17 protein-coding genes are annotated in these 24743 nt (G+C 67.0%); 7 read left to right on the top strand and 10 right to left on the bottom strand.

The annotated features are described in order from the left end of the window. The first annotated feature begins 49 nt into the window (after window positions 1-49). Window positions 50-3301: a PAS domain-containing hybrid sensor histidine kinase/response regulator gene (locus BMY53_RS15100; RefSeq protein ID WP_092947314.1), complete on the top strand. Its 3252-nt coding sequence runs from the start codon at window positions 50-52 to the stop codon at window positions 3299-3301. 218 nt (window positions 3302-3519) lie between these two features. Here BMY53_RS15100 and BMY53_RS15095 read toward each other — a convergent pair whose 3' ends face one another. Together BMY53_RS15095 and BMY53_RS15090 are read right to left on the bottom strand one after the other, a co-directional pair. Beyond that, the gene (locus tag BMY53_RS15095) at window positions 3520-4752 is read right to left on the bottom strand and encodes an MFS transporter (protein WP_255370213.1); all 1233 of its coding nucleotides are present in this window, start codon (window positions 4750-4752) and stop codon (window positions 3520-3522) included. A gap of 42 nt (window positions 4753-4794) precedes the next feature. Beyond that, window positions 4795-5892 (bottom strand): DNA glycosylase AlkZ-like family protein, encoded by a 1098-nt coding sequence (locus BMY53_RS15090; RefSeq protein WP_092947312.1) that lies wholly within the window; start codon window positions 5890-5892, stop codon window positions 4795-4797. Window positions 5893-6183: 291 nt separating this feature from the next. On the opposite strand from BMY53_RS15090, the gene BMY53_RS15085 reads away from it, so the two are divergent. Together BMY53_RS15085 and BMY53_RS15080 are read left to right on the top strand one after the other, a co-directional pair. Continuing rightward, window positions 6184-7710 (top strand): C13 family peptidase, encoded by a 1527-nt coding sequence (locus BMY53_RS15085; protein ID WP_177200893.1) that lies wholly within the window; start codon window positions 6184-6186, stop codon window positions 7708-7710. Window positions 7711-7727: 17 nt separating this feature from the next. Then, complete coding sequence (locus tag BMY53_RS15080; protein ID WP_092947310.1) at window positions 7728-8255, top strand: DUF2867 domain-containing protein; 528 nt, start codon at window positions 7728-7730, stop codon at window positions 8253-8255. Between the two features lie 136 nt (window positions 8256-8391). On the opposite strand, the gene BMY53_RS15075 is transcribed toward BMY53_RS15080, so the two are convergent. Beyond that, complete coding sequence (locus BMY53_RS15075; RefSeq protein ID WP_255370212.1) at window positions 8392-9927, bottom strand: hypothetical protein; 1536 nt, start codon at window positions 9925-9927, stop codon at window positions 8392-8394. Between the two features lie 3 nt (window positions 9928-9930). Beyond that, window positions 9931-11316 carry an SPFH domain-containing protein gene (locus BMY53_RS15070; RefSeq protein ID WP_255370211.1) on the bottom strand — a complete coding sequence of 462 codons (1386 nt, stop codon included), beginning with the start codon at window positions 11314-11316 and terminating at the stop codon, window positions 9931-9933. Between the two features lie 162 nt (window positions 11317-11478). Here BMY53_RS15070 and BMY53_RS15065 point away from each other — a divergent pair, with 162 nt between their 5' ends. From BMY53_RS15065 to ypfH, 4 genes are all read left to right on the top strand, one after another. Next, complete coding sequence (locus BMY53_RS15065) at window positions 11479-12189, top strand: response regulator (protein ID WP_092947309.1); 711 nt, start codon at window positions 11479-11481, stop codon at window positions 12187-12189. A 49-nt stretch (window positions 12190-12238) separates the two neighbouring features. After that, window positions 12239-14371, top strand: a complete 2133-nt coding sequence (locus tag BMY53_RS15060; RefSeq protein ID WP_092947308.1) for a sensor histidine kinase — start codon at window positions 12239-12241, stop codon at window positions 14369-14371. A gap of 25 nt (window positions 14372-14396) precedes the next feature. Further along, the gene (locus BMY53_RS15055; RefSeq protein WP_092947307.1) at window positions 14397-14735 is read left to right on the top strand and encodes a thioredoxin family protein; all 339 of its coding nucleotides are present in this window, start codon (window positions 14397-14399) and stop codon (window positions 14733-14735) included. 105 nt (window positions 14736-14840) lie between these two features. Beyond that, window positions 14841-15545 carry an esterase gene (ypfH, locus tag BMY53_RS15050; protein ID WP_177200892.1) on the top strand — a complete coding sequence of 235 codons (705 nt, stop codon included), beginning with the start codon at window positions 14841-14843 and terminating at the stop codon, window positions 15543-15545. An 11-nt stretch (window positions 15546-15556) separates the two neighbouring features. Here ypfH and BMY53_RS15045 read toward each other — a convergent pair whose 3' ends face one another. The 6 genes from BMY53_RS15045 to BMY53_RS15020 form a co-directional block, all read right to left on the bottom strand. Next, the gene (locus BMY53_RS15045) at window positions 15557-17257 is read right to left on the bottom strand and encodes a M14 family metallopeptidase (protein WP_092947305.1); all 1701 of its coding nucleotides are present in this window, start codon (window positions 17255-17257) and stop codon (window positions 15557-15559) included. Between the two features lie 65 nt (window positions 17258-17322). Further along, window positions 17323-18132, bottom strand: coding sequence for a LytR/AlgR family response regulator transcription factor (locus tag BMY53_RS15040; protein WP_092947304.1), 810 nt, complete (start codon window positions 18130-18132; stop codon window positions 17323-17325). Continuing rightward, complete coding sequence (locus tag BMY53_RS15035) at window positions 18129-19328, bottom strand: sensor histidine kinase (protein WP_092947303.1); 1200 nt, start codon at window positions 19326-19328, stop codon at window positions 18129-18131. The genes BMY53_RS15040 and BMY53_RS15035 overlap by 4 nt, the downstream gene beginning before the upstream one ends. Before the next feature lie 195 nt (window positions 19329-19523). Next, window positions 19524-20279: a class II glutamine amidotransferase gene (locus tag BMY53_RS15030; RefSeq protein WP_092947302.1), complete on the bottom strand. Its 756-nt coding sequence runs from the start codon at window positions 20277-20279 to the stop codon at window positions 19524-19526. A 74-nt stretch (window positions 20280-20353) separates the two neighbouring features. Next, window positions 20354-21580: an NAD(P)/FAD-dependent oxidoreductase gene (locus BMY53_RS15025; protein WP_092947301.1), complete on the bottom strand. Its 1227-nt coding sequence runs from the start codon at window positions 21578-21580 to the stop codon at window positions 20354-20356. A gap of 147 nt (window positions 21581-21727) precedes the next feature. Continuing rightward, the gene (locus BMY53_RS15020) at window positions 21728-24337 is read right to left on the bottom strand and encodes a TonB-dependent receptor (protein WP_092947300.1); all 2610 of its coding nucleotides are present in this window, start codon (window positions 24335-24337) and stop codon (window positions 21728-21730) included. Window positions 24338-24743: the final 406 nt, after the last annotated feature.

Genomic DNA, 24743 nt, shown 5'->3' with positions numbered 1-24743 from the left:
TTCGTTACCGGACGTCACAAGTCCAGACATATAACGAGTTGGGTACGGCGTGAGCAAGGATTCGCAGGACGATTTGAGCAGTCTGGTCGAGCAGGAACTGTCGCAAGGCGACCGCCTGCCCGCCGGCCTGCAATGGCGCGCGGCGCGTCTCTTCATCGCCGCGTGTGTGCTGCTCTGCGCCTTTGGCGGCCTGCTGCTGGTGTTCAGCATCCAGCCGATCGAACCCTGGTCCGGTTTGATGCCGCCCCTCGTGGCCTTCACCACCACCGTGGTGGGCGTGCTGCTGCTGTGGCGCCTGCCGGCCCAGCACGTCCAGGGCGCCATGCTGGTGATGCTCTCCCTGGCACTGGCCATGGCTCTCTCGGTGGCCGTATCCCGGCACCAGGGCCTTGGCGCCCAGTCGCTGGGCATCATGGGCCTGATGGTGGCACTGGCCACCGCCACGGTCAGCCTGGGCGCCGGCATCACCATCTTCGGGCTGGGCGTGGCCATTCTGGGTGGCCTGGCGACGGCGGAACTCAATGGCTGGCCCCTGGCCTCCCCGCCCATGGCCGGCATCCAGGCCCGGCTGCTCACCCAGGGCATGCTGCTGCTGGCCGGGCTGGTGGTGGGCCTGGGCACCTCCAAGCTGATCCGGCGCACGCTGCTGGAAGTGAATGAGCGCCACGCGCGTTTTCGCCACCTGCTCAACATGGCGGCCGACTGGTACTGGGAGATGGACCGCCTGTTCCGGTTCACCCACCTGGCGGAACACCATGCCGGCAGCTCCGGCCTCTCCCTGGCCGCCCGGCTGGGCCGCACGCCGTGGGAGATCGACAACCTGGGCCTCTCCGACGAGGACATGGACGCCCACCGCGCCGACATGGAATCCCACCGGCCGTTCCGCGGCCTGGTGATGCGGCGCACGGCCGAGGACGGCACGCTGCGCTATGTGTCCGTCAGCGGTGAGCCGCGCTTTGATGCGAAGGGCAATTTCCGCGGTTACTGGGGCGTGGGCCGGGACGTCACGGACGAGGTGCAGACCGAGCAGGCCATGCTCGCCACCGAGACCCGCTACCGCGAGCTGTTCCGCCGCTCGCCCTCCCCGCTGGTGCTGCACCGCTGGGGCCGGGTGGTGGACGCGAACCCCGCTGCGATGGCGATGTTCGGCTACACGCAGCGCTCCAGCATGATCGGCCAGGATCTGTTCTCGCACTACGAACCCGGCGATGAGGAGCGCGGCCGCCAGCGTGCCGCCAAGATCGAGACCCTGGCGGTGGGCGCGATGCTGCCGATGATGGAATTCCGGCTGCGCACGCTGTCGCGCCGCCGTCGGCTGGTGCAGGCCACCAGCGTGCGGGTGGACGCGGCCTCCGGCCCGGCCACGCTGTCGTTTTTCATCGACCAGACCGAGGCCTCGCGTGCGCAGGAGGCGCTGCGCCGTTCCGAAGCCCTTCTCTCCCACCTGTTTGCGACCAGCCCCGATGTGGTGACCCTCACGGAAGCCGCCACCGGCCGCTACGTCATGGTCAACAAGACCTTCGAGCAACTGACCGGCTACACCAGCGACGAGGTGCTGGGCCGCAGCTCCGAGGAGGTCGGCATCTGGCAGGACCCGCAGGATCGCCAGCATCTGCTGGAAACGCTGCGCGTGCATGGCCGCGTCAGCGACATGCCGGCGTCCTTCGTCACACGCAGCGGCCAGGTCGTCCCCATGCTGTTGTCGGCCGCGCCGTTTGTGATGGATGCCATCTCCTACCTGGTGGTGAGCTCGCGCGACGTGACCGAATCCGAACGGACCCGGCTGGTGCACGCGGCCATCCTGGAGAACGCCTCCATCGGCATCGCACTCACCCGGGAGCAGCGCTTCGTGCAGGCCAACCGCCTGGTGGAAGACATGTTTGGCTGGCCCGTGTCCACCCTGGTCGGCCAACCCGACAGCGTGGTGTGGCCCAGCGCCGAAGATGGCGAAGCCTTTGTTCGCGAGCTGGGCCCGCGCCTGGCCTCCGGCGAACAGGTGGAGGCGGAACGCCTGATGCGCCGCCGCGATGGCAGCCGCTTCCTGTGCCGGATCCTGGCGCGCGCGGTGGACCCCAACCACCCCAGCCGGGGCGGCACCATCTGGATCATGGAAGACGTGACGGAGCGGCGCCGCGTCGAGGCCGCCCTGGCACAGGCCAAGGACGAGGCGCAGGCCGCCAGCCGTGCCAAGAGTGCTTTCCTGGCCAACATCAGCCACGAGATCCGGACCCCGCTCAACGGCCTCGTGGGCCTGGCCCGGCTGCTGCAGCAGTCCGACCTGGAGCAGGGCACCCGCAGCCACTACCTGGACCAGATGCTCGACAGTGCCGAGAGTCTCTCCGGTCTGATGTCGGACATCCTGGACATCTCCAAGATCGAAGCTGGCCGCTTGACCCTGGAAACCGTGCCCTTTGCGCTGCGCGACATGCTGGCCACGATGCGCATGGGCTACCTCACCCTGGCGCAGGCGCGCGGCCTCGCCTTCAGCATCGCCGTGGATGACGCGGTGCCCGGCTGGGTGATCGGCGACCCGGTACGCACCCGCCAGATCCTCGGCAACTATCTGAGCAACGCGCTGAAGTTCACCGAACACGGCAATGTGAGCGTCCACGTGAGGAGCCTGGACGAACGGCGCTTGCGCATCGAGGTCAGCGACACCGGCCCGGGCATTGAAGACACCATGCTGCAGCGCCTCTTCCAGCCCTTCACCCAGGCCGACGAATCCACGACAAGGCGATACGGCGGCACGGGGTTGGGCCTGTCCATCTGCCGCGAACTCGCGATGCTGATGGGCGGCAGCGTGGGCGTGGACAGCCGCGCCGGCGAAGGGGCCACGTTCTGGGCCGAGCTGCCGCTGCCGGCCGCCCCGACACCCACGAACACTCAGCGGCGCGATGCCGCCCAGGAACGCGACCTGCAAGGCCGGCGCATCCTGATGGTGGAGGACAACCCGGTCAACATGATGATTGCGGTGGCCATGCTGGAGCAGTGGGGCGCCGAGATCTCCCAGGCCAGCGACGGCAGCCAGGCGGTGGAGGCCGTCCATGCGGCGGCCAGCATGGGCCGGCCGTTTGATGCGGTGCTGATGGATGTGCAGATGCCGGTCATGAGCGGCCACGAGGCCACGCGGCAGTTGCGCCAGCGCTTCACCGGCGAGCAATTGCCCATCGTGGCGCTCACCGCTGCGGCGCTGACCCAGGAGCGCGACGAGGCGCTGGCGGCCGGCATGAATGAATTCCTGACCAAGCCCATTGATGCACAGCGGCTCAAGCAGGTGCTGGTGAAGTTGACGGAGGGTTAAGGAAGGTCGCCACAACTCCGGGTCAATCCCGTAGCCGTGCTTACGAAGCCCCTAGGCCCGTGCTAGCGGTCAGATTTTCAGCTCAATTGCCAAGCGCAAGACTCGGAAGCTCCGATCGGCACTGGACGTTCTCTCGTCCAGGGCCGAGTCCACATAGTGAAGCACCTGCCGGTTGTCCCGGGCGAGAATGTTGGCAATCGTCAGGCGCCAAGAGACGTTTATGGCGCTGCGGTGCCAGGAGCCGCAGCAAGGGAGCAGGCCGACTCGTGGCGGCGAGACAGGAGCCAGGACAGGGCAGTCGCGCCCAGTGGCATGGCCACCGCTACGAGGAATGCGGGTAGCAGCCCGCAATGCTCGACCAGCGCCCCGGCAACCAGGGAGCCGGTGCCGGAGCCCAGGTTGTAGGCGGCCCCGATGGACGCGTTGGCCTCGTTGAAATGGGCCTGCGGGAAGCTCGCCGGAACCCGGACATATGCCGCGATGAACATCGGTGTCATGACCAACCCGGAACACAAGGCCACCGCCATAGCCACCCAGAGGGCGGACGAGAACATGAGAGGCGCCATGCTCAGGCCCACGAAGGCCGGCATCCACAGGTAAAGCTTGGCCGCCTTGGCATCCGATACTGCCGCCTTCCCGTACAGGAAGCCTCCTACCACGCCTCCCAACGAGCCCAAACCAGCAAGGAGCCCGGCCAGGGATGCCACGTGGAACTGCGCCGACCAGGCGGCGAACGTGATACTGCCCGCACCCACAGCCATGGCGAACCCGAACATCGGAACAGCCAGGGACAAACCGGGCACGGTGAAGACGACCGCGCTCATCGGTCCGTGCCCCCGCTTGCCGCCCTTGGGTGGGGACTGGCGCATCAATTGCGCCCAGACCTGATCACCGGCACGCCGCGCGAACCAGAACAGCAGCCCTGTCCCCAGTACTGTGGCAGAAGAGCCAGCAAGAATTGCCCAGTCCGGGCCCACGGTGAACCATAAAGATCCGACGAGCAATGGCGACAGCACATAAACGCTTTCCTCCAGCACGGAGTCCAGTGCATGCAATGCCTTGCGATGGGATTCATCCGGTGCCACGCTGGACCAGATCGACCTGAGCACGGCCCCGTTGGCGGGTGAAAAGAGCGCGCCGACGCAGACCAGCGCAGCGCCAAGCAGCGAAGAGCCGCCAGCATGAAGGACCGCAAACCCCGCCACAGCCGTGACGGACGCCGCCAACGCCAGACGAGGAAGCATGCGATGAGCGCTGTGCTGATCAATCAGCCGGCCGCGCCAGGGCGCCGAAAAAGATGACGCCAGCATGAAGCAGACAGACACCACACCCGCCGACATGAAGCTGTTGGTCTGGACGAACACGGCCAGAAGGCCAAAGGGAATCAACCCCGATGCCAGGCGTCCCACGCACACCGCCAACAACAACCCGGCGTAACCCGGAAGCCTCATCAGGCCTCGGTAGGAAACCTTTTCAGTTCTCATACGGTGAACTCACACTGACTGCGCGGATGGCCCGCACTGCTCTGCCTCTGCCCAGGACGTCAGCAAGCGTGTGGCGTGGTCAAGGGCATCACGATGCCGGGGGCCATCACATTCCTGCGCCTCGATGTGAAGCTTGCCCTTGACCCGGCGCGGCCCGACCCGGCCAACGATGGCGCCACCCGACAGGACGGGCACAAAGTAGTGCCCAAACACCCGTTCCTGTGCAGGCTTGTAAGCCTCCAGCGCATACGACTTGCCGAACAGCCGAAGCAATCGTGGTCTGAACCAGACCAGCGAATCAAACGGAGACAGTGGCACCACCCGGTCTGGCTGCGCCTCCAAACAGGACGCCGCGCGTCTGGATATCCAGGCCCTTTCACTCCAGCCCTCGACCCTGGCTTCGTCCAGTGCCAGGCCCTGCAGCCCGATCTCCACATCCGGCTTGCGAAGGCGGAAATAGTCTGCAATGTCGTCCAACGTCGCCACACCGAGGGCGTCGATGGCCAGGTTCACGAGGTGTGCCAGACAGTCGGCGTCATCGGGTTGCTGCTCAAGCAATTGCACCGGCAGCACGGCATTGGATCTCACGTATTCACGGCGCGCACCCTGACGGCTGGTGGAGATGGCCTCGCCCGTCCATAGCAGCCATTCGGCGGCGACCCGCAGCGAAGAGGAGCGCGCCCAGCCCTGCCCCGCACGGTCATCGAAGTCCTTGACCGTCACCGAGGGGCGCTCGGACAGCAGGCACCGGATCCGCTCCACGGCCTGGGGATCGACCTCTGGGCCACGCCAGCCATTGGCCTGGATGCGCCGACGTCGGAAGGAGAACCAGGGCCACAAGGCCATTGGCAATATCGCCATGGCATGCCCGGGATAAACGAAGGACTGGAAAGCCGCTGTCGCCGTCAACAGGCTGGAGGACTCAGCTACATCCAGGCCTCGTGCCAGCCCCACCATCTCGTGGGACTCGCGGACGGCCTTGAGTGGATCCAGCTGGACACAGTGGACGGCGGCAAAAACGTCTGACCAAGTGTTGGCCGCCGTGTGCAGGCCCTGGCCCGCGATCGCCAGTTGCCTAGCCTCGCGGGCGGAAATTGAATGAATCATCTGAGTCGATACATCGCCAGCGCAGAGGGCGTCAAGCACCTCTACGCTGGCTTTTCTTCTGGCGTCAGGCGGCAGTCGTCACACCGTTTGCCAGGGACTGATGCGGACGAGCCGAGGCCGGGTCAAACATTGAGATGCTGCACGGGCCGTGACCCACGCGCACCTGACTGTAACGTTCCGCGGCGATGGGGCCGTCCAGATCCGCGTCGAAGCCGACATAGCGGCGATCGAGCGGCTACGATTCGCTCCACAAAACGCTGGCAGACCATTGCAAGGCGGAGGGAGCAGGACGTGAACGAACAGGATGGGACGGTCGAGGCCACCGGGGTGCCGACCTCCGAAGGATCAGGGCCGGCGCAGACCAGCGCAGGCCAGAAACGTGGCCGACGCTGGTTTGCTGCTGCCGGCCAGGTACTGACCTTCCGATTGCCCCAATGGCCGGGTTTGACCGCAGGGCCGGCCACCATTGCCCTGCTGATGCTCTTGCTGTTGCTGGCCCGCGTGGGCCTGCAGCGCGCGGCCATCGATGGCCCGGCCAATTTTTACTGGCAGGGCTTGTTCAGCGGCTGGGCCGGCACGGCCATCACGGCGTGGTTGTGCTGGGCGGTGGCACGCTCCCAACCGGATCAGGCCGCGCCCCGGGTGTCCGGCGGCACGTTGTTGGCCCTCCTCACTGCCGCTGCCCTGGCCCAGAGCGTGCTGGTCTATGCGGCCTTCCTGACACCCACCAGACTCTTCGGTTACGTGCCAGCGTGGTCCACGCCCGCGCAATGGATCGCGATGGTGGTGCCCCTGGTCTGGCTGGGCCTGGCGTCCATGCGCGTGCTTTGGCGTGTGGCGGGCAACGGGGTCGCGCGCGTGCTGATCGTGCTGATCACACCCTTGCCACTGATCATCAGCGTGGTGGTGCAGCCGCCCTCGGTGTGGTGGCCCCAGCCCACCGAACAGGAGCCCGAAGAGGGCGGCATCGCGCTCACGGAAGAGGTGCTCCTGGCGCAGCCGCAGCTGCTGGCTGATGCGCTCGCCGCGGTCCGGCCCTCCGAGCCCGGCCACGTGAATCTGTTTGCGGTGACCTATGCGCCCTATGCCTCGCAGAACGTGTTCATGAACGAAAGCGCCACGGTGGCCCAAACCATGGCCGAGCGTTTCGGCGCCGGGGACCGGACCGTCCAGTTGGTGATGAACCCCGCCACCACCACCGCCCTGCCCTGGGCCATGCCCGCCAACCTGCGCAAGACCATCCAGCACATGGCGGCGGTGATGAACCGGGACCAGGACGTGCTGTTCCTGCACCTCACCTCCCACGGCGCACGCAACGGCGAGCTGGCGGTTGATGCCTGGCCCCTTGAGACCGAGCCCGTCACACCCGCGCTGCTGAAGCAGTGGCTGGACGAAGCCGGTGTGCGCTGGCGGATCATTTCAATCTCCGCCTGTTTTTCGGGCAGCTGGATTGAGCCACTGGCCAGTGACGACACGCTGATCATGACCGCCGCCGATGCCACCCATACCTCCTATGGCTGCGGCGCCAAGTCGCCGCTCACCTTCTTCGGCCAGGCCATGTATGTGGACGCGCTGAAGACCACCTGGTCCTTCGAGAAGGCCCATGCCCAGGCGCGAGCATTGATCGACACGCGGGAAAAGGCGGCGGGAAAAACCGACGGATATTCCAACCCGCAGATCCGGACCGGCATGAACATCCGTGCGCAGTTGGATCGGCTGGAAGCCCAGCAGAGTCAGCAGAGCCAGCAGGGCCAACTAGGTCAGCCAGGTCAACCGGGTCAGCCAGGTCAACCAGGTCAACCAGGTCAGCCACAGTAGCCCCACAGGTCGCCCCCATGTCCACCTCCCGCCGCGTTTCTCCACCGCTAACCAGCCAGTTGGCCGACAGCTACGGCACGGCCCACCTGGCGGACGCCTTCGCCATCACGCTGGCTGACGATGCTCCGGGTGACGCGATGGCCCTGGCCAGCGCGGCGCTGGCGCATCCACCCCGGTGGTTCCGGATGCTGTTGGCGATCCGGGACGCGGCGGTGAGACCCTTCGGCCTGAAGACCACCGCCGCCATGCGCGACCACCTGGCACAAAGCGGCGTGGCGCATGTGGACATCTTCCGCGTGCTGTCGGCCTCGCAGCAGGAAGCGGTGTTCGGCGAACAGGATCAGCACCTGGACTTCAAGCTGTCGATACTGATCCGGCCCATTCAAGGCACCGGCCAGCGAGAGGCGGTGGCCACCACGGTGGTCCACTGCCACAACCGGCTGGGCAAGCTGTATCTGGCCTTGATCCTGCCAGGCCATGTCTTCGTGGTGCGGTCGCATCTGGCAGCGGCGGCGAAGCGCTTCGGAGCCTCGCATCGGCGCTGAGACATCGGCCTTGAGACATCGGCACGAAACCCTCGATCCCCTGCATCAGCCATCAGCCATCAGCCATCAGCCATCGGGTATCAGGTATCAGGTATCAGGTATCAGGTATTGGGCACCGGGCGCCTCAACGCCAGCATCAGCGAAGGCTCAAGGTGGCGCCCTTCCAGTCTGGTGCCTGCCAGCGCTGGAACGCACCCAACAGGGAAGCCTCACCCGCCTGACGACGCGTTTCCAGCGAATCCAGGTCCACCACTTCGTAGCTGCGGCGGTAACGACCCTCCGCGCGCGCCTCCCGCGCCACCAGCATCTCCTTGCCACCCGGCACAAACCCCGCAAACTCCGCATAGCCCAGCCCTGGCTGGGCCGCAGCAGGCGGCAGCACCGCCAGGCGCCAGCCCTGCACCGTCTTGCGCAGCAGCCACAGCTCACGCCAGCCGTCCGTCGGCACGGAGGCCAGGACGATCGCAGTGCCTTCTCGGTTCACCCGCGCCGAGGCCGCTGACACCAGGCCCCAGCCGCAATGGCGCAGGGCTGTGGCCTTGCCGTCCGGCGCGGCCAGCGTGACACAGGTCTCTCCGGGCTGGCCGCGTTGCACCGCCAGGCGCATGCCGGCCAGGGTCTGCTCGCCCGGGGCCGCCGCCATCGCCAGCCATCGGGCGGCGTTGCCACGCATCACGGCTTCGTTGAAGGCCGACTGGTCGTCATCGGCCAGGTCGGCCGGCACGATGCTGGTGAACAAGGACAGGGCCTTGGCGGCCGCTTGTTGTCCACCCGCCGCCTCTCCGGTGGGGCCCTCCATGGCCGCACGCCGCGCCTTCACATCCGCCAGGCTGCTCCATACCGCCACCTGCCGCATCAGCACGCGGTTGCGCCAGTACGTCGGCAGTGCCCGGGTGTCCACCTTGTCCAGCACATCGGCTCGCCACTGTTCCAGCGGCTCGCGCTGCGCGGGGGTGCTCGCCGGTGCGAGGCAGTCCGTCCGGGTCAACGCCAGCGCGGCGCGTGCCCGCTGGTCCGGCGTGGCCGCCGGCATGGCCAGCAAGCGACGGAAGGCCTCACCCTCATAACAGAGCTGCACCACGCCGGACTCGCGCTCCAGAGAACGAAAGCGCAGGCCATAGCGCCCGGCCACATCCAGTTGCGCGGCCACCTGGGTATCGACGGAGGCGGAGGCGGTCGTACCGTCCGCACGCGGCGGACTGCGCGACGCGCGGTCCGCCAGCCGCTCGGACAAGGTGCCCATCGCGTCCAGCACCTCGGCGCCTGCCGGCCCATTCATCTGCTCCACGCTGGCCGCCTGTACATACGCGGCCGCCAGGCCCAGGCCCAAGGATTCAGCACCGGGCTGCTGCCGTACCAACCGCAGCGTGGCCAGCAGCGCGCCGGGCTCACCGGCGCCGCCCTCCAGCGGCAGCACCTGGCTCTTGCGCACAAAACCCCCGCGTTCGCGCCGGTAATCGTAGACCTGGAAATGATCGAAGCGCTCCCCGCGGATCTCCACCGCCTCGCCGCGAGCGAGTTGCGCCTGCAGCGGCGCCGAGTCCTTCGCGGCAGCCCGCAGCGCCACGTTGTCCTGCACCACCAGCGCGGTGGCGGCCTGCGCAGCGGTCACGGTGGTGAGCACCACCGCGCCCATCACGGCCACACCGGCCGTCCACAGCATTGAACGCATGGTTTACTCCTGCGCCTGTGGCGACACCTGGGCGGCCGCACTGGCATCGGCACCCGCACCGGCCGACCCAGTCGGCTGTCCGTCACGGCTGCCGAGCAGGGTCTTGCCGATGAACCCGCCATCGGACGGCGGGGGCGCGATGATGACCTGCACCTTGTCGGACAGCTTGTCCGCCATGGCCTTCTGGATCAGCAGCGGGTGGCGGCTCAGCAGTGCACCTTCGGCGGCCATCTGGTCCACCGCCACCTTGCCGATGCGGCTCTGGCGGTAGGCCTCGGCATCGGCCAGCTTCTCGCGGGCCTTGGCTTCACCGTCCGCCTCGATGCTGCGCGCCTGGGCCGCACCTTCGGCCATGCGCACGCGGGCCACGCGGTCGGCCTCGGCCTCCAGCTGGCGTTGCTCCACCTGCCGTTGCTTGAAGGGCAGCACATGCTTCATGGCTTCTTCCTGGCCCCGTGCGGCAATCACCTGCTCACGCGCGGCCGCCTCCGCCGCCGTCTCGCGGCGCACCTTGTCGGCGGCGGCTTCCAGCTCGGTCTGCTTGACCTTCTTTTCCTGCAGCTCCAGCGTGTAGCGCATCTTTTCGCTGGCCAGGCCTTCGGACAGCAGGTTCTCCAGCCCGGCACGGTATTCCGGCGGCAGGTCCACATTGCCGATGTCCACGCCCCGCAGCACGATGCCGTCCGCTGCCAGCTTGCGCCGCAGTTCGGTCTCCAGCGCCTGCTGGATGACGCCACGCTGGGTGGAGAAGATCTCGCGCACGGTGTGGGTGGCAATCTGGCGGTAGAGGATGCCCTGCAGGGCCGGCGCGATCACCTCGCCCTCGATGTCGTCGGGCAGGCTGGCCGCCAGCACGGACAGGCGCGTGGTATCGACCGACCAGCGCACCGTCAGGTCCAGGCCCAGCGACAGGCCTTCCAGCGACTGCAGCGGTGCTTCACCATTGGCTCGGGCAAATCGCGTGGGCCGGAAACTGCGGTCGCGCAGCGGCAGGTCGCGCACCACATGCAGGCCAGGCACCACCAGCACGGTACCGCTGCGGGCCTCCAGCACGCCCCCGCTGAGCAGGTTCTGGCGCACGCTGACGTCGCCGCGGGGCACCTCGTGGGCCGGGGGATGCGCCATCAACATGACCACGCCTCCCGCCACCGCAGTGACCCCCAGAAGCCAGGGGGCGCAGCGCAGGGCCCCGCGGCCGGCGTGACGCAGCCCCTGGCCGGAGGGAAGGCCGGCACCAGTGCGACGGCCCGCCCGGGACAGGGCCTGGCGCAAGCGTTGGAGACGGGACGTCGGGATGGACGACGGGGCCGGCGATGGAGCCGGCGTGGGCGCCGACGTCGAGTCCTGCGACGCGTTGCTCGGCTGGTCAGGCATCTGGGGCTGGTTCATGAGGGGTCCTCCGGATCCGCCCTCGCGGCGGAGGGCTGTGGTTGATGTCCGTCATGGTCCGCAGAAGGTCCGGAAGGCTCAATGCAGCCCCCAGTGCATGTGTTCACACCCCGGAAGAAACCTTCACACCCCCGCGCGCCCCGCCTCCCGATAATCCGGGCCATGGCGAATCCCAAGAACCGGGTCGCGGTCATCGAAGACGACCGCCCCACCAGCGAGCAACTGGCCGGCTGGATCCGTGCCGCGCGCCCGGAACTGCAGGTCGACCAATGGTTCGACCGCGACGCGGCCGAAGCGGCCCTGGCCCGGGAGGCCTACGACATGGTGGTGCTGGACATCGAGCTGGGCCGCGAGCGGCATGCCGGCGTGGCCCTGATCAATGCCATCAACAAGCTCAATGCCGGCACGCCGGTGCTGGTGGTGTCCGCGATGCCGGCCGCTGTCTACCGCGGCATCATGAAGGCACTGGACGCCTGGGACTACCTGCAAAAGACCAGCTTCGACGAGGCCGAGTTCACCGACACCTTCCTGGACATCCTGCGCGCCGCCCGAGCCCGCCAGGGCCATGCCGCAACGCCGGTCGCCCCGGAGGCGCTGCAGCTGGACCCCCTGTGGCAACGCAGCCCGTTGTGGCGCGGCCAGCGCATCAATCTGCCGCTGACGGCCCAGCGCATCCTGGCCACGCTGCATCAGCGCGCGCCGCAGGTGGTCTCTTACGAAGAGCTTTATGACGTGGTGAAGAGCGGCCGCACCCGGGACAACGTGCGCAAGCATGTCTCCACGTTGAGGGAGGCGCTGCGCGAGGTGGATGCGAGCTTTGACGCGATCGAGAACGTGCCGATGCGCGGGTTCCGCTGGGCGGGGCCGCGATGATGACGAGGCGCACGCCAGGAACGCAGGCCACGATGGCCGCGCCAGCCCCATGAAGCTGGGCCCTGTCGAACTGCCGGCGCTGGCGGTACCGCGCCTGGGCCTGGCGGCCTTCCGCCGCCGCCTGGTGGTGCACCTGGCCTTTCTGTTGCTGGCGCTGGCCACCATCGGGTTGGTGCTCACCGTGCTGAAGGACCAGAAACAGCGCAGCTACCAACGCTATGCCCAGGGCTTCCGGCAATCGCTGTCGGAGATCGTCCTGCAGCTGCGCCACCCCAGCGGCCAGCTGGCGCTGCTCAATCCAGAGATGGGTACCGGCGATGCCCAGGGCCAGGCGCCCGTGATGCTGCCGTTCTCCGCGATCGATTTTGACGACCAGAACAAGGCACAGCGCGCCGTGGAAATGGCGGGCTGCGGCTTGCGCTGGCCGGATGGCGCGAGCTTGTGCGTAGCCATCGGGTCCAACGCGTTTGCCGGCAGCTTTGTCTATGTGGTGGGCGGGCTGGACCTGCCGTTGCTTCAAGGGCGAGTGCGTGGTGCACTGGACATTCACACCGTGCATCGGGCGCGGGTGACCCTTGCCTTGCGAGGACAGTCTCAGACCTGGATTGCCCCGTTCGAGGCCACGGGCAACGCGGGCGCGGGCCCGCAGCGGGGCCGCCTGGCGGGCTTCGTGGAAACCGGGCCGGGGGCCGAATTGGAACGGAAGTCCCGGCCGGTGCGGGAGTTCCGGGGATGGCTGTGGCGGGATGACGCCTCCGGGCGCGGCTTCTACGCCATCCGTCTGCCGGTCGAGTCCTGGCGCGAGGCGTTGTTCAAGCGTTCGCTGCCGATATGGCCTCCTGAAGACCTGGGCCGGACACGCGTCCGTGTCGAGCTGCTGGGCCCCAGTGCCGACAGCAGCGCGCCCGCACCCGTGTTGTTCGACAGTGCGCGGCCCGGTGCATCGCTGGCCCTCTCGCTGGACCGCCTGGGCGCGGGCCTGCAACCCGGCGAGACCCTGCGCATCGACAAGCTTCCAACGGCCCAGCTGGCCACCCCACAGACCATCGCGGAACGACGCGGACCCGAGCTCTCCGAGCAGGCGCTGCCCTGGCTCATCCCGCTGATCCGCCGCCTCCCGGTGGAGGGGGTGGGCGAAGACCAGGGCCGTTGGCTCAACGCTCATGACGTGGTCACCACGCCCAGCGGCCGCTACCAGCTCACCCTGCGCGGAGACCTGCGCAGCCTGGACCGCCAGCTGGCCCTCGAAGCCCGACCGCTGGCCTGGCTGGCTTCCGCGATGCTGGCGGCGATCGCCCTGGCCTGGCTGCTGGTGGAGCTGGGCCTGATCCGCCGGATTGCCGTGCTGACCCGCCGTGCTGCCGCCGTCAGCTACAACATGCAGGACCCACGTGCCGAGCAGCGCATCGGCGAACTGGACGTGGCCGACCTGCGCGGCAGCGACGAGCTCGGCATCCTGGCCGGCGGTCTGGCCGACCTGCTGCAGCGGGTGAAGGACGGCCTGCGCCGCGAGCAGTTGCGCGCGGAACGGGAACGCGACATGTGGCATGCGGTGGGGCACGAGATCATGTCGCCCCTGCAATCGCTGATGCTGCTGCACGGCGCGCCGGATGACCCGAGCCACCGCTATGTGCAGCGCATGCAGCAGGCGGTGAAGGTGCTGTATGGCAGCGCACCGCCCAGCGAGGCCCTGGCCAGTGCCAACCTGCATCCCGAGGCGCTGGATCTGGTCGCCTTCTGTTCCGAGGTGGCCGCCAACGCGCATTACGCCGGCATCGACAACGTCACCTTTGACAGCCTCCTGCCCGCACCCCAACTGGTCCGCGCCGAAGCCTATGCGCTGGAAGATGCCGTCACCCATGTGTTGCGCAATGCCCAGCGCTACCGCGTCAGCGGCACGCCCATTGCCCTCACCTTGCAGGCGGCCGAGCACAGCCAGCCCGGCATGGTCGTGCTCGGCATCCGCAACCAGGGTCCTCCCATCGACCCCGTGCTGCTGGACAGGATCTTCGAGTACGGTGTGTCGGATGTGGATCCGCAGGCGAATGGCGAGCGCCGAGGCCAGGGGCTGTTCGTGGCCAAGACCTATCTGTCCAAGATGGACGGCAGCATCCAGGCGCGCAACCTGCCCGATGGCGTGGTCTTCGAGCTCAGCCTGCGCACCGTTGCGGCGGCTGGATGAGTCACCCCCACATCAGGAGTTGCCCATGCCCATGAATCCCCATTACGCCCTCACCGAGCCACTGCGCGATGCCGTGGACACCCTGTCCGGGGAAGGCCCCGTGCTGGTGGAGTTCGGTGCGCCCTGGTGCCCCCATTGCATCAATGCCCAGCCGCTGCTGGAAGCCGCCTTCGAGGGCGGCCATCCGGACCTGCGCCACATCAAGGTGGAAGACGGCAAGGGCCAGGCGCTGGGGCGCTCGTTCAAGGTCAAGCTCTGGCCCACACTGATCTTCATGAAGGACGGCCAGGAGGTGGAGCGTCTGGTCCGTCCGACCAGCGAGCAGGCCATCCGCGAGGTGCTGCAGCGCATTGATGGGGTCTAGCGGGCCTGGGCCCTGCGCGGTCGCCATCGCCGGCCCGTTGGGTCTCGGAGCGTGGAAACACCCAGCGTCCCAGCGTGGATGTTCCGATCACGCGACAATGTGGCCATGACTCAAGCCTCCTATGTCCTGCTGCCCAAGGACGGCCCTCCCGACCTGCTTTTTGTGCTGCTGCACGGCGCAGGTGCCGATGGCGAACAGATGCGCCCGCTGGCGGAAGCCCTGCACCGCCAGTACCCGCGTGCGGCCCTCGTGCTGCCCAACGGCTTTCAGCCGTTTGATGCCATTCCCGGCGGTGGCGCGGGCTTCCAATGGTTCTCCGAGGAGGGCGATGAGGCGCTGCGTGCACTGCGCCTGACGGCCGCCGTGCCCCCGCTGGTGGCGCTCATTCGGCAATGGGCCGTGAAGCTGGAACTGAGTTGGGAACGCGTGGCATTGGGCGGCTTCTCCCAGGGCGCCATGCTGGCTCTGGAAGCGCTGCAGCAGGAAGAGGCGCTGGCGGGGCGGGTGCTCGCCTTTGCCGGCAGCTATGCCTATTGGCCGCAGCACGCACCGCAGGATGTCTGCATCCATCTGCTGCATGGCAAGGATGACCCGGAGCTGCCTTACCCGCCGCTGCTTGATGCAGCCAAGGAATTGATGTCCCTGGGCGCCGACATCACAGCGGACGTGCTGCCCCATGTGGGCCATGAACTCCACCCTCAGCTGATCGAGCGCGCCATGGAGCAGCTTCGCACCTTCATCCCCGCGCGCCTGTGGCGCGAGGCGGTCCTGACGGCCGCCGAGCAGGACAAGACCGAGCCGCGCCACTGAGCACGGGCGGGTCAGTCCAGCGACACCTCGGCCCGTACCGTTCCAGCCCGCTCGGCGCTGGCCGACACATGGATGCGGGTGCCCTTGGGTGCCCGCACCACCCATTCGCCCACGGCGCGGTCGCCGGTGATCTCCCGCTCCGGCAGGAAGGCCAGTTGCGACTGCCGGGGCGCATGCCCCTCCAGGTGCGGCCCTTCCATGCGGAGCTTGCCGCTGACCAGGCTGATGGCCGGGTCCGGCTGCAGGTGGATCTCGAACATCACCCCCCGCACCTGCTTGCGTGCCAGCGCCTGCTTGGTGACATAGGCGGGTAGCCAGCCACTGTTGGCCACGGCCAGCCGCACCCGCCAGGTGTCGGGCCCCAGTGCCCGCACTTCCGTACGCAGCAGCTCCAGCCGAGGCAGGCTCAAGGCGATCTGCGTCATCCAGGCCGGGAAACGCGCAGCCTCCCGCTCGCGCAGGTGCGCCGGCGGGTTGCGCCAGAAATTCATCTTGTCCCAGCCGCCGATCTCCACCTCGCCCAGTTGCGGATGCAGGAAGGGCCGCCAGTCCACATAGGCCTGGCCCTCGCAGGCCTCATCGCTCCACTTGAGCAGCTTCAGGTCGTCCTCCACCGGATGTTCCCGGAACCAGTCGATCCACTTGTAGCTCTCGACCCCGGCCTCCTTGTTGGGGGACCAGAGTTCCACCACCCAGAACAGTGCGCCCAGGTGTTCGTACACCCAGTCCTGCGTGCCGGTCACCACTTCCTTGGGGTGGTACTTGAACTCGTGCCAGATGCTCACCACCGGGTAGCCGGTGTGTTTCTCGCCCAGGGCGGAGAAACGCTGGAAGGTCCAGAGATCTTCGGGCGGCATGTCCTCGTCCGGCCGGGTGCCGCAGGGCCGCAGGATCACGCCGCTGTAGGTGTGGAAACTCACTGCCGCACCGATGTTGGGGTGGCTGACCAGGAACTCCACCATCGCCCGCACCTCAGGCTCGCTGGCTGGGTAAGGGCCAGCCCCGGGCTGCTCGAACTCCTGGCGCCAGCCGGCGGGAAAGTTGCGGTTCAGGTCCAGGCCTTCCGGGTCCTTGTTGACCCGGATCGACAGCCCGTCGTGATTGAGCAGCGTCCCTTCCGGCATCAGGCGGTAGTACTCACCACCGAATTCACCTGGCTCGCGCGCCACCATCAGGCGCGGCTCGGTCGCATGCTTCTTGTAGGTGCCATGCGGGTCACGCACCCGCATGGAGAGGATGCGACCGTCGCCATCGATGTCCTCGACGGTGAGGCCGTCCACCGGTGCCTCGTCGTAGGGATACCGTCGCGTCGAGGAACGGATGTGGCGGGGGGTATCCGCCAGCGCCAGCTCGGCGCCATCCGGGTTGAGGCGCGGCACCAGGTAGATGGCGCGGGTGTCCAGCAGGTGCGTGGCCTGCGCGTCGGTGCCGTAATGGCTGACGAGGTGGTGCAGGTAGTAGAGGCAGGTGGTGCAGGCCGTGAGTTCAGACGCGTGGATGTTGCCGTCCAGCCAGAACGCGGGCTTGTCGATATCGGCACCGGTGGCCGTGTTGGTGAGGATCACCGCCCAGATGTCCCGCCCTTCATGGCTCTTGCCGATGGAGCGCACGGACACCAGGTTGGGGCAGGCCTGGACATAGGCCATCAGCAGCGCCGTCAGCGCCTCGTACCGGAGGAATTCGTCGAAGCGGGGCGAGGGCAATGCGGTCATGGAGATCCCTGGTCAATCGGTGTGACCGGGTGATTGTGCCGAGAGCGGGGGATCCCTGCACGCCTTCACTGACCCTTGAACAGCCCCTGGAACTGCCGGGAAACCGGCAGCTTCTCGGTGTGGCCCCTGAGGCTGAGCTGCATGGTGTTTTCGTCCAGGCGGGTGGCTGTGGTGATGAAGCGGCTGTTGACCACCACCGAGCGGTGCACCTGCCAGAACAGCTGCGGGTCCAGGTCGGCGAGCAGTTCCTTGAGCGCGGTTCGGATCCAGGCTTCACCGTCCCGATGCACGACGCGGGTGTAGCGGCTGTCGCTCTGGAAGAACAGAACGTCCTCGGGTGCGATCAACTGCACCTCGCGGCCCTGGCTGGCCTGGATCGGGCGCATGGCCGGCCGATGGGCGGGCAGCAATTGCCGCAGCAGCTCCAGCGTGGCGGCGGGCAGGGCCGCCTGTGGCCCGGGCTGCGCCGATGGCGGCAGCCCCTGCCCTGACGGCGTCTGCGCCGGGTTCAGCCGCGTTGGCAGGCGCTGCAGGCACTGCTCCAGGCGATGATCCTCGACCGGCTTGAGCAGGTAGTCCACCGCGCCCGCATCGAAGGCGGACAAGGCGTGATCGCCGTACGCCGTCACAAACACGACCTGCGGCGGCTCGGCCAGTTGCGCCATGCGCTGGGCCACCTCCAGCCCGGAGAGGCCCGGCATGCGGATGTCCAGGAAGCACAGTTGCGGCTCCAGGGCCAGGCAGTCATCCCAGGCATCAACACCGTTGGCGCACTGGGCGACGATCTCCAGGCCCGGCGCCAGCCGGCTCAGCGCCGCACGCAGCTGCTCGCGCGGGCCTTCTTCATCGTCGGCAATCAGGGTGCTGAGCTTCATGCGGGATCCAACGGGGTTGTGGTCACTTCATGGACGGCTGCATGGCCTGATTCAGGGCCGGATGCTTGGCTGACTTCGCGGGCAACAGCATGGGCAACTTCCCGGGCGGACAGTGGCCATTCGATCCATGCCAGGCAGCCTGGCGCAGCGGCTTCCAGGCCCATCTGCGCGGCGCCGCCCGACTGGGCCGCCAGCCGCTCCCGGGTATTGGTCAGGCCCAGGCCGTCGCAGGTGCCGGGCGCCAGGCCCGGGCCGTTGTCCCGTACCTCCAGGCGCAGCCAGCCCCCACCGTCGGCCACACTGGCACTCACGGTCACATGGCCGCCGCGCAGGCTGGGTTCGATGCCGTGGGTGATGGCGTTTTCGGCCAGCGTGAGCAAGGTGCCCGGTGGCAAGGTGACGGTGGCCAGCAACGGCGCAGGGACGGCGTCCACCGCCATCGCCCAGGTCAGCCGGGTGCCCAGCCGGGCCTGCATGATGTCCAGGTAGCTGCTGACGATCTGCAGCTCTTGCGCCACCGGCAGACGGTCGTGCTCGAACATCGGCAGCGTGGCCCGCAGGTAGCGGGTCAGTGAGCGCAGCAGTGGGCCGCCGCGGGCGTCCTGTGTGTCCACCCAGTGCTGCAGGGAGGCCAGTGTGTTGAACAGGAAGTGCGGCTGGATCTGGGCGGCGGCCAGGCGCTGGGCCAGGGCCACGCGCTGCTGCTGCTCATGCTGCTCGCGCAGCCGCCCCTCCAGCTGCTGCGAGCGGTACAGGGTGAGGAACCACCAGGAGGAGAGCATCAACGCCAGGCCCCCGGCCAGCAGGGGCATGGTGTCTCGCATCAGCGCGCGTTGACCCAGCTGCACCATCACCAGCGGAATCAGCCCGGCCACGATACCGGCCATCACGGAGGCCCCGTTGAACCGCGTACGGCTGGGGTGGCGCCAGATCCAGCGAGCGCCCCACAGGCCGGCGCTGGCGCCCACCAGGGCCGCCACCAGTACAAAGCCGCCCACGGCATCTGGCAGGAATTGATAGAAGCACAGCACCAGCACCACGACGTTGCTGTAGACATAGCAGTCGATGCCGCGCGACCAGCCACCGCCGCCTGCACGGGCCAGTTCGGCGTCTGAGAAAACACGCCGCGGCCCGGGAAAGATCCATTGGGTCCAGTCGATCCTCGGGGCTTCGGGCATGGTGTGAAGGCTGCTCATGGGGGCCAAGTCTAGGCAGGCCAGGCTCGCGCGGCCGTGGCCTGCGGCGAATGGCGGCTGGGCGGGACGAGTGGGGGAAGAGAACGACGGATTGGCCGTGGTTGGATGGCGGTGAGGCAGAGCTTAGGCGGCAGATGGGCGATGTTGGGCGATGGTTCGGCGGTTGTCAGGCGCTGGCGGCCCGGCACGCCCGATTCAGCAGAGCGCCTCACCCCCCTGGAACACCTTCAACTCTCCCGGCTCGATGGCGCACCAGGGTTCGTCCCGTGTCAGGGGCTCCGTGGCCACGATGGCGATGCGGTCGCTGTCCGTGTTCTTGGCGGAGAGGTCGATGCTGAGGTCTTCGTCCTGCAGCGTCACCGGGCCGAAGGGCGGCCGGCGCAGCAGGTAGTGCAGCCGGGTGGACCCGTGCGCCCACAAGGCCTGGCCGTTGGACAGCAGCATGTTGAAGGTGCCATGCCGGTTGAGCTGGGGCAGCAGTTCCCGCAGGGTGTGGTTGAGCTCTTCAATGGCCGGCATGTCCGCATGGGCCTTGGCAAGCTCCTGCATCAGCCAGCAGAAGGCACGTTCACTGTCGGTCTGGCCCACGGGGCGGAAGGCGGCATGCAGGCGCGGCTGGAAGGCCTTCAGGTCGCCGTTGTGGGCGAAGACCCAGTACCGGCCCCAGAGTTCGCGTACAAAGGGGTGGGTGTTCTCCAGGGAGATCACCCCCTGGGTGGCCTTGCGAATGTGGGCGATGACCACGTCGCTCTGGATGGGGTAGTGCTTGACCAGCTCAGCCAGCGGCGAGACCCGCGCGCTGTGGTGGTCCACGAAGTGCCGCAGGCCGCTGCCTTCGAAGAAGGCGATGCCGAAGCCGTCCTTGTGCTCGTGCGCGCGCGTGGCCAGGCCGGCAAAGCTGAACATCACATCGGTGGGACGGCGGGCATTCATGCCCATCAGCTGGCACATCGGGAGACTCCGGGAGATCTTGGCAACTTCGGTGACGGCCTCAGGAAAGGTCAGAGGCCGCCGATAAGCGTAGCTTATTCAAGGAACAGCCGGCTCAGCCCCTTCAGGCTCACAAGATTGCCGGGATTGCTGGTCTCATTCAACACACCGGCCATGCGGGCCAACAGACGCGGGCTCTTCTGGGCGCGCCAGATGAGCAGGTCCGCCAGCCAGGGGAACCGGTTGACGCGGTTGCCGCGCTCGTAGAGGTCGTACCTGGGCTGCAGGGCACGCAGGCCTTGCTCGTAGGTGGCGCGGACGGTGGCATCGTCGCTGCGGTGGGCCAGGATCGCTTCTGCGGCCAGCAGGCCGGTTTCCATGGCCTTGCCTATGCCCTCGCCGGTGAAGGAGTAGGTGGAGCCGGCTGCCTCGCCCACCACCAGCAGGCCGGGGCGGGTCCAGCGGGCGCCCTTGAGGGTGCAGCGCAGGGGGGCGCCCTTGAGCTCACCGATCAGTTGGCCTTCGGCCATGAGGCGCTTGGCGGCGGGGTGGTAGCTGACAAAGGCGTCAAAGATGGCGCGCAGGTTGACGTCCTTCTTCTGGCCCTTGCCGGCCAGGTCCTGGTGGCTGTCGGTGACGCCAACCCCGATGTTGAAGCTGCCGTCAGGGGCGGGAAAAATCCAGCCGTACCCGGGTTGGACGGGCTTGCACCAGACAACTTCCAAGGCCTTGATCTCGCTGACCAGCGCGGGGGCGTGGACGTAGCCGCGCAGGGCCACACCGCTGGGGGTGTGGCGCTCGCACATGCCGGCAGCGGTGAGGGCCTTGGGGACCGCGCCGGTAGCCAGCAGCACCCAGTCGGCCTCGATCTCGTGGGTCAGGCCGTTGATGAGGAAACGGGCGCCACGCACACGGCCCTGGGCGTCTTCGAGGGGAGCCTCGAAGCGGGCAGGGGAAAGGAAACGGGCGCCGGACTCCTGGGCCGCCAGGTTGAGGATTTCGTCCAGCTGCTTGCGGGGGAGAACCGCCAGGTGGCCCGGGACGTCCAGGGCGCCACCCCGGGGGCCGACACACCGGACATGGCCGGAACGCTGGGCCTTGGCCATGACCCGCTCAAGGAGCCCCAGGCGTTCGAGAACCTTGTGGGCATCAGGGATGAGGCCGTCACCACAGATCTTGTCGCGGCCCAAGGGGTGCTGGTCGGCCATCACGACGTCCAGGCCGGCGCGCGCCAGCCAGCGGGCAGCGGCGGAACCGGCGGGGCCGGCGCCGATGATGAGGACCTGGGTGCGGGAAGGGAGTTCTGTGTGCGCGTCAGTCATGCGCGTGATTCTCGCCGAGTGAAGCGTTCGGTCGCGTTTTTGCTGGGGTTTGATCGAGAAGCGCTGGTGTTGGGGAGGGACACATGGTTTGGCAAGCAAAAAGGGCCCCCGAAGGGGCCCTTTGCATGGTGCTTGAGTTCTGAGGGATCAGAAGTCGTACGAACCGCGGACGTAGAAGGCACGGCCGGTCGGGTCGGTGAAGCGCGGGTCGTAACCAGCCTGGAACACGGCCTGTTGATACGACAGCGGGGGATCACGGTCGAACAGGTTGCGCACGCCGGCCGTCAGCGACAGGGTCTTGATCGGCTTGTAGCTGCCGAACAGGTCCCACGTCGTGTACGACGCCACGGTATTGGTTTCACCAGCGGCCGTGGACGGATCATCCTTGTAGGACGACTTGAAGTGGCCGGTCACGCCCACGGTGTACTTGTTGGCGTAGCTCCAGATGGCGTTGAGGTTGTGCTGCCAACGGAACACCGGGCCCGCGCCCATGTACTTGCCCACGTTCTGGATCCAGGGACCGTCCTGGTATTCCTGGAACTCGTACTTGGCGACGTAGGTGCTGTTCAGGCCGAAGGTCAGGTTGCCGTAGGCCGTGCGCAGACGGTAGTTGCCGTTCAGGTCGAAACCATTGGTGTTGTTGCCACCCAGGTTCTGCTGACGGGTGTCCACATAGCCGCAGGTCGCGCCCGGGCAATCCTTGGTCGCCTGCGACAGAGCGCCAGAGCCGTTGCGATGGTAGAACTGGCTGAACTGGTCGTAGTTCGCCGGGTCGTACAGCGACGCTTCACCGATCACGCCGATCAGGTTCTTGACGCGGATCCACCAGAAGTCCACACCGAAGGACAGGTCGGTCGTCGGCGCAAACTGGAAGCCCAGGGTCGCGCTCTTGCTCTTTTCCGGCTTCAGTTCGGCGTTGCCGCCGTTCATGGCCGTGAACTGCGTGTCGCAGTTGATGTTGCCGTCGGCACACAGGATCGGGTCGCTGACCGTGCCGGTGTTGGTGAACGTGTTGGCAGCGTGCAGTTCATGCAGCGACGGCGCACGGAAACCGGTCGAGGCCGAGCCACGGATCAGGATTTCCTTGTTCGGCTGGAAGCGGAAGCTGACCTTGGGGTTGGTCGTGTTGCCGAAGTCGTTGTACTTGTCGTAGCGAACGGCACCGGTCACGTCCAGCATCGAGGTCACCGGCAGGTTCAGCTCGGTGTAGACCGCGTAGACCTTGCGCTTGCCCACGACGCTGGTGGCCGGATCCACACCGGTGGAGTCATACACCAGGGTGGCGTAGTCCGAGTTCGCCTTCTGGGTGAACTTTTCCTGGCGATACTCGGCGCCCACGGCGACAGCAGCAGCACGGCCAGCATTCAGCCAGTCACCCAGTTCACGGCTGGCGTGAGCGTCCAGGTTGTAGGTCTCGCCCTTGCCGTACATCAGGGTGCCCAGAGCGGCCGCATCACGGACGTACTGGATGGCCTCGTCGGACTGGTCACCAAACGGGTTGATGATGCCCTTCGTCACGCCGTCGGCGATCAGGCTGCCGTTGGCGTAACCAGCGGTCAGCTTTTCAGTGACACGGTTCTGGTTGTAGCTCAGGCCGGTGGAGTAATCCCAGCCGGACACCGTGCCATCCAGCGTCAGCAGGTAACGCTGCTGCTGGTTGATGTTCTTGTCCTGGCGAGGACCGCTCACGGTGTCGCGCCATTTCACGACCAGCGGCTGCGAAGGATCGAGTGCAGCGTTCGTCGGCCAGAACGGGTTGTCGGACGTCATGCTCAGCGAGCCGTACGGCACCGGCGCAATGGTCGTTTCCACGACGCTGCGGGTGATGAAGTACTCGGCGCCCAGCTGGTGGTCGTTGTTGAGCTTCAGCGTGCCCTTCAGCATGCCGGAAGCGCGCTCGCTCTTGGGGATGTAGTCCACGAAGGACGACGTGGTCATGCGGCAGAACTTGCCAGCCTTGATCAGGTTGGTACCGTTCGTGCAGTCCGGAGCAGCGGGGTTGTACACCACGTCGCCGTCGCCCTGGTAGTAGTTGGCCGGGTCGGTGTTGGTGGACAGGCCACCCGCGTAGCGGGTGTTGAACGGACGCTGGCTGCCGCCAATGTTGTCCTGCTTCTGGTAGTCCACGAAGCCGAAGATGTTGAAGCCCTGCTGGTCCAGATCGCCCAGGCCATAACCCACGTTGAAGTTGGCCGTCTTGCCACCAGCGTGCTGGGGCGAGTCGAAGCCGATGTTCAGCGTGCCGCCGGTGTAATCCTTCTTCGTGATGAAGTTGATCACGCCGCCGATGGCGTCGGTGCCGTACAGCGAGGAAGCGCCGTCACGCAGCACTTCGATGCGTTCGATGGCCGCCAGCGGGATCATGTTCAGGTCGGGAGCCGAACCGTCGAACGCGTTGTTGGCAATACGACGGCCGTTCAACAGGACCAGGGTCTTGTTGGCACCCACGCCGCGCATGTCGGCGAAGGAGGCGCCACCGGTGGACGAACCCACCGACTGGCTGGTACCGAGGCTCGACTGGCTGGCCGTCAGCGTGCTCAGGATCTGCTCGACCGTGGTGAGCCCTTGCTCACGGATCTCGCTCATCTTGAACGTGGTCACGGGGACCGAGCTTTCGGCATCCAGGCGCTTGATGGCGGAGCCGGTGACAACCACCCGCTCCAGCGTCGTTTGCTCGGTTTCTTGGGCCAGCGCCGGGAAGGTCGCAGCCGCAACAATGGTGGCCACTGCCAGGCTCACCGCATTCAGCTTGTGCATCTACACACTCCTACGTGTCGGTCCTCCGGCCTTCTGGGCTGCGGACCACAAACAAAAAACCCCGCGGGCAGGCGAGGCGTTGCTGGAGTTTGCAGACTTTTTCAATTCTGAGGAGGCAACTGTGCGCAGTGCGCATAAAGCACCACCAATAATGGCCAAATTGACATAAAAGCCAGGGTTATCACCGACAGGTTTCTGTTTTGTCGGTCGCAGTAACGCGACAGAGTTGGCGCTTTACACGGCTTTACTTGTACGATTTCCTGGGTTATTTCTGACGGTGTGCTGACGCTACAAATCGATCTGCCATCACCTGCGGCCTCCATGGCTACGAGGTGCGTGCGGTGGATCGCACGTTTTGCCGCTCGCCCTGCGCGCCAAACGCACGCGTACTACATGCGTGCGGCGT

The sequence above is a fragment of the Roseateles sp. YR242 genome (genome assembly GCF_900109745.1).
Lineage (GTDB): Bacteria > Pseudomonadota > Gammaproteobacteria > Burkholderiales > Burkholderiaceae_C > Roseateles.
This window is presented reverse-complemented; position numbering and strand designations above follow the sequence as displayed.

Bases quoted from the DNA above. Each gene is read 5' to 3' on its own strand.
- BMY53_RS15095 (WP_255370213.1), bottom strand. From the start codon at position 4,752: ATGAGGCTTCCGGGTTACGCCGGGTTGTTGTTGGCGGTGTGCGTGGGA.
- BMY53_RS15090 (WP_092947312.1), bottom strand. From the start codon at position 5,892: ATGATTCATTCAATTTCCGCCCGCGAGGCTAGGCAACTGGCGATCGCG.
- BMY53_RS15080 (WP_092947310.1), top strand. From the start codon at position 7,728: ATGTCCACCTCCCGCCGCGTTTCTCCACCGCTAACCAGCCAGTTGGCC.
- BMY53_RS15075 (WP_255370212.1), bottom strand. From the start codon at position 9,927: ATGCGTTCAATGCTGTGGACGGCCGGTGTGGCCGTGATGGGCGCGGTG.
- BMY53_RS15070 (WP_255370211.1), bottom strand. From the start codon at position 11,316: ATGAACCAGCCCCAGATGCCTGACCAGCCGAGCAACGCGTCGCAGGAC.
- BMY53_RS15065 (WP_092947309.1), top strand. From the start codon at position 11,479: ATGGCGAATCCCAAGAACCGGGTCGCGGTCATCGAAGACGACCGCCCC.
- BMY53_RS15060 (WP_092947308.1), top strand. From the start codon at position 12,239: ATGAAGCTGGGCCCTGTCGAACTGCCGGCGCTGGCGGTACCGCGCCTG.
- BMY53_RS15055 (WP_092947307.1), top strand. From the start codon at position 14,397: ATGCCCATGAATCCCCATTACGCCCTCACCGAGCCACTGCGCGATGCC.
- ypfH (WP_177200892.1), top strand. From the start codon at position 14,841: ATGACTCAAGCCTCCTATGTCCTGCTGCCCAAGGACGGCCCTCCCGAC.
- BMY53_RS15045 (WP_092947305.1), bottom strand. From the start codon at position 17,257: ATGACCGCATTGCCCTCGCCCCGCTTCGACGAATTCCTCCGGTACGAG.
- BMY53_RS15040 (WP_092947304.1), bottom strand. From the start codon at position 18,132: ATGAAGCTCAGCACCCTGATTGCCGACGATGAAGAAGGCCCGCGCGAG.
- BMY53_RS15035 (WP_092947303.1), bottom strand. From the start codon at position 19,328: ATGAGCAGCCTTCACACCATGCCCGAAGCCCCGAGGATCGACTGGACC.
- BMY53_RS15030 (WP_092947302.1), bottom strand. From the start codon at position 20,279: ATGTGCCAGCTGATGGGCATGAATGCCCGCCGTCCCACCGATGTGATG.
- BMY53_RS15025 (WP_092947301.1), bottom strand. From the start codon at position 21,580: ATGACTGACGCGCACACAGAACTCCCTTCCCGCACCCAGGTCCTCATC.
- BMY53_RS15020 (WP_092947300.1), bottom strand. From the start codon at position 24,337: ATGCACAAGCTGAATGCGGTGAGCCTGGCAGTGGCCACCATTGTTGCG.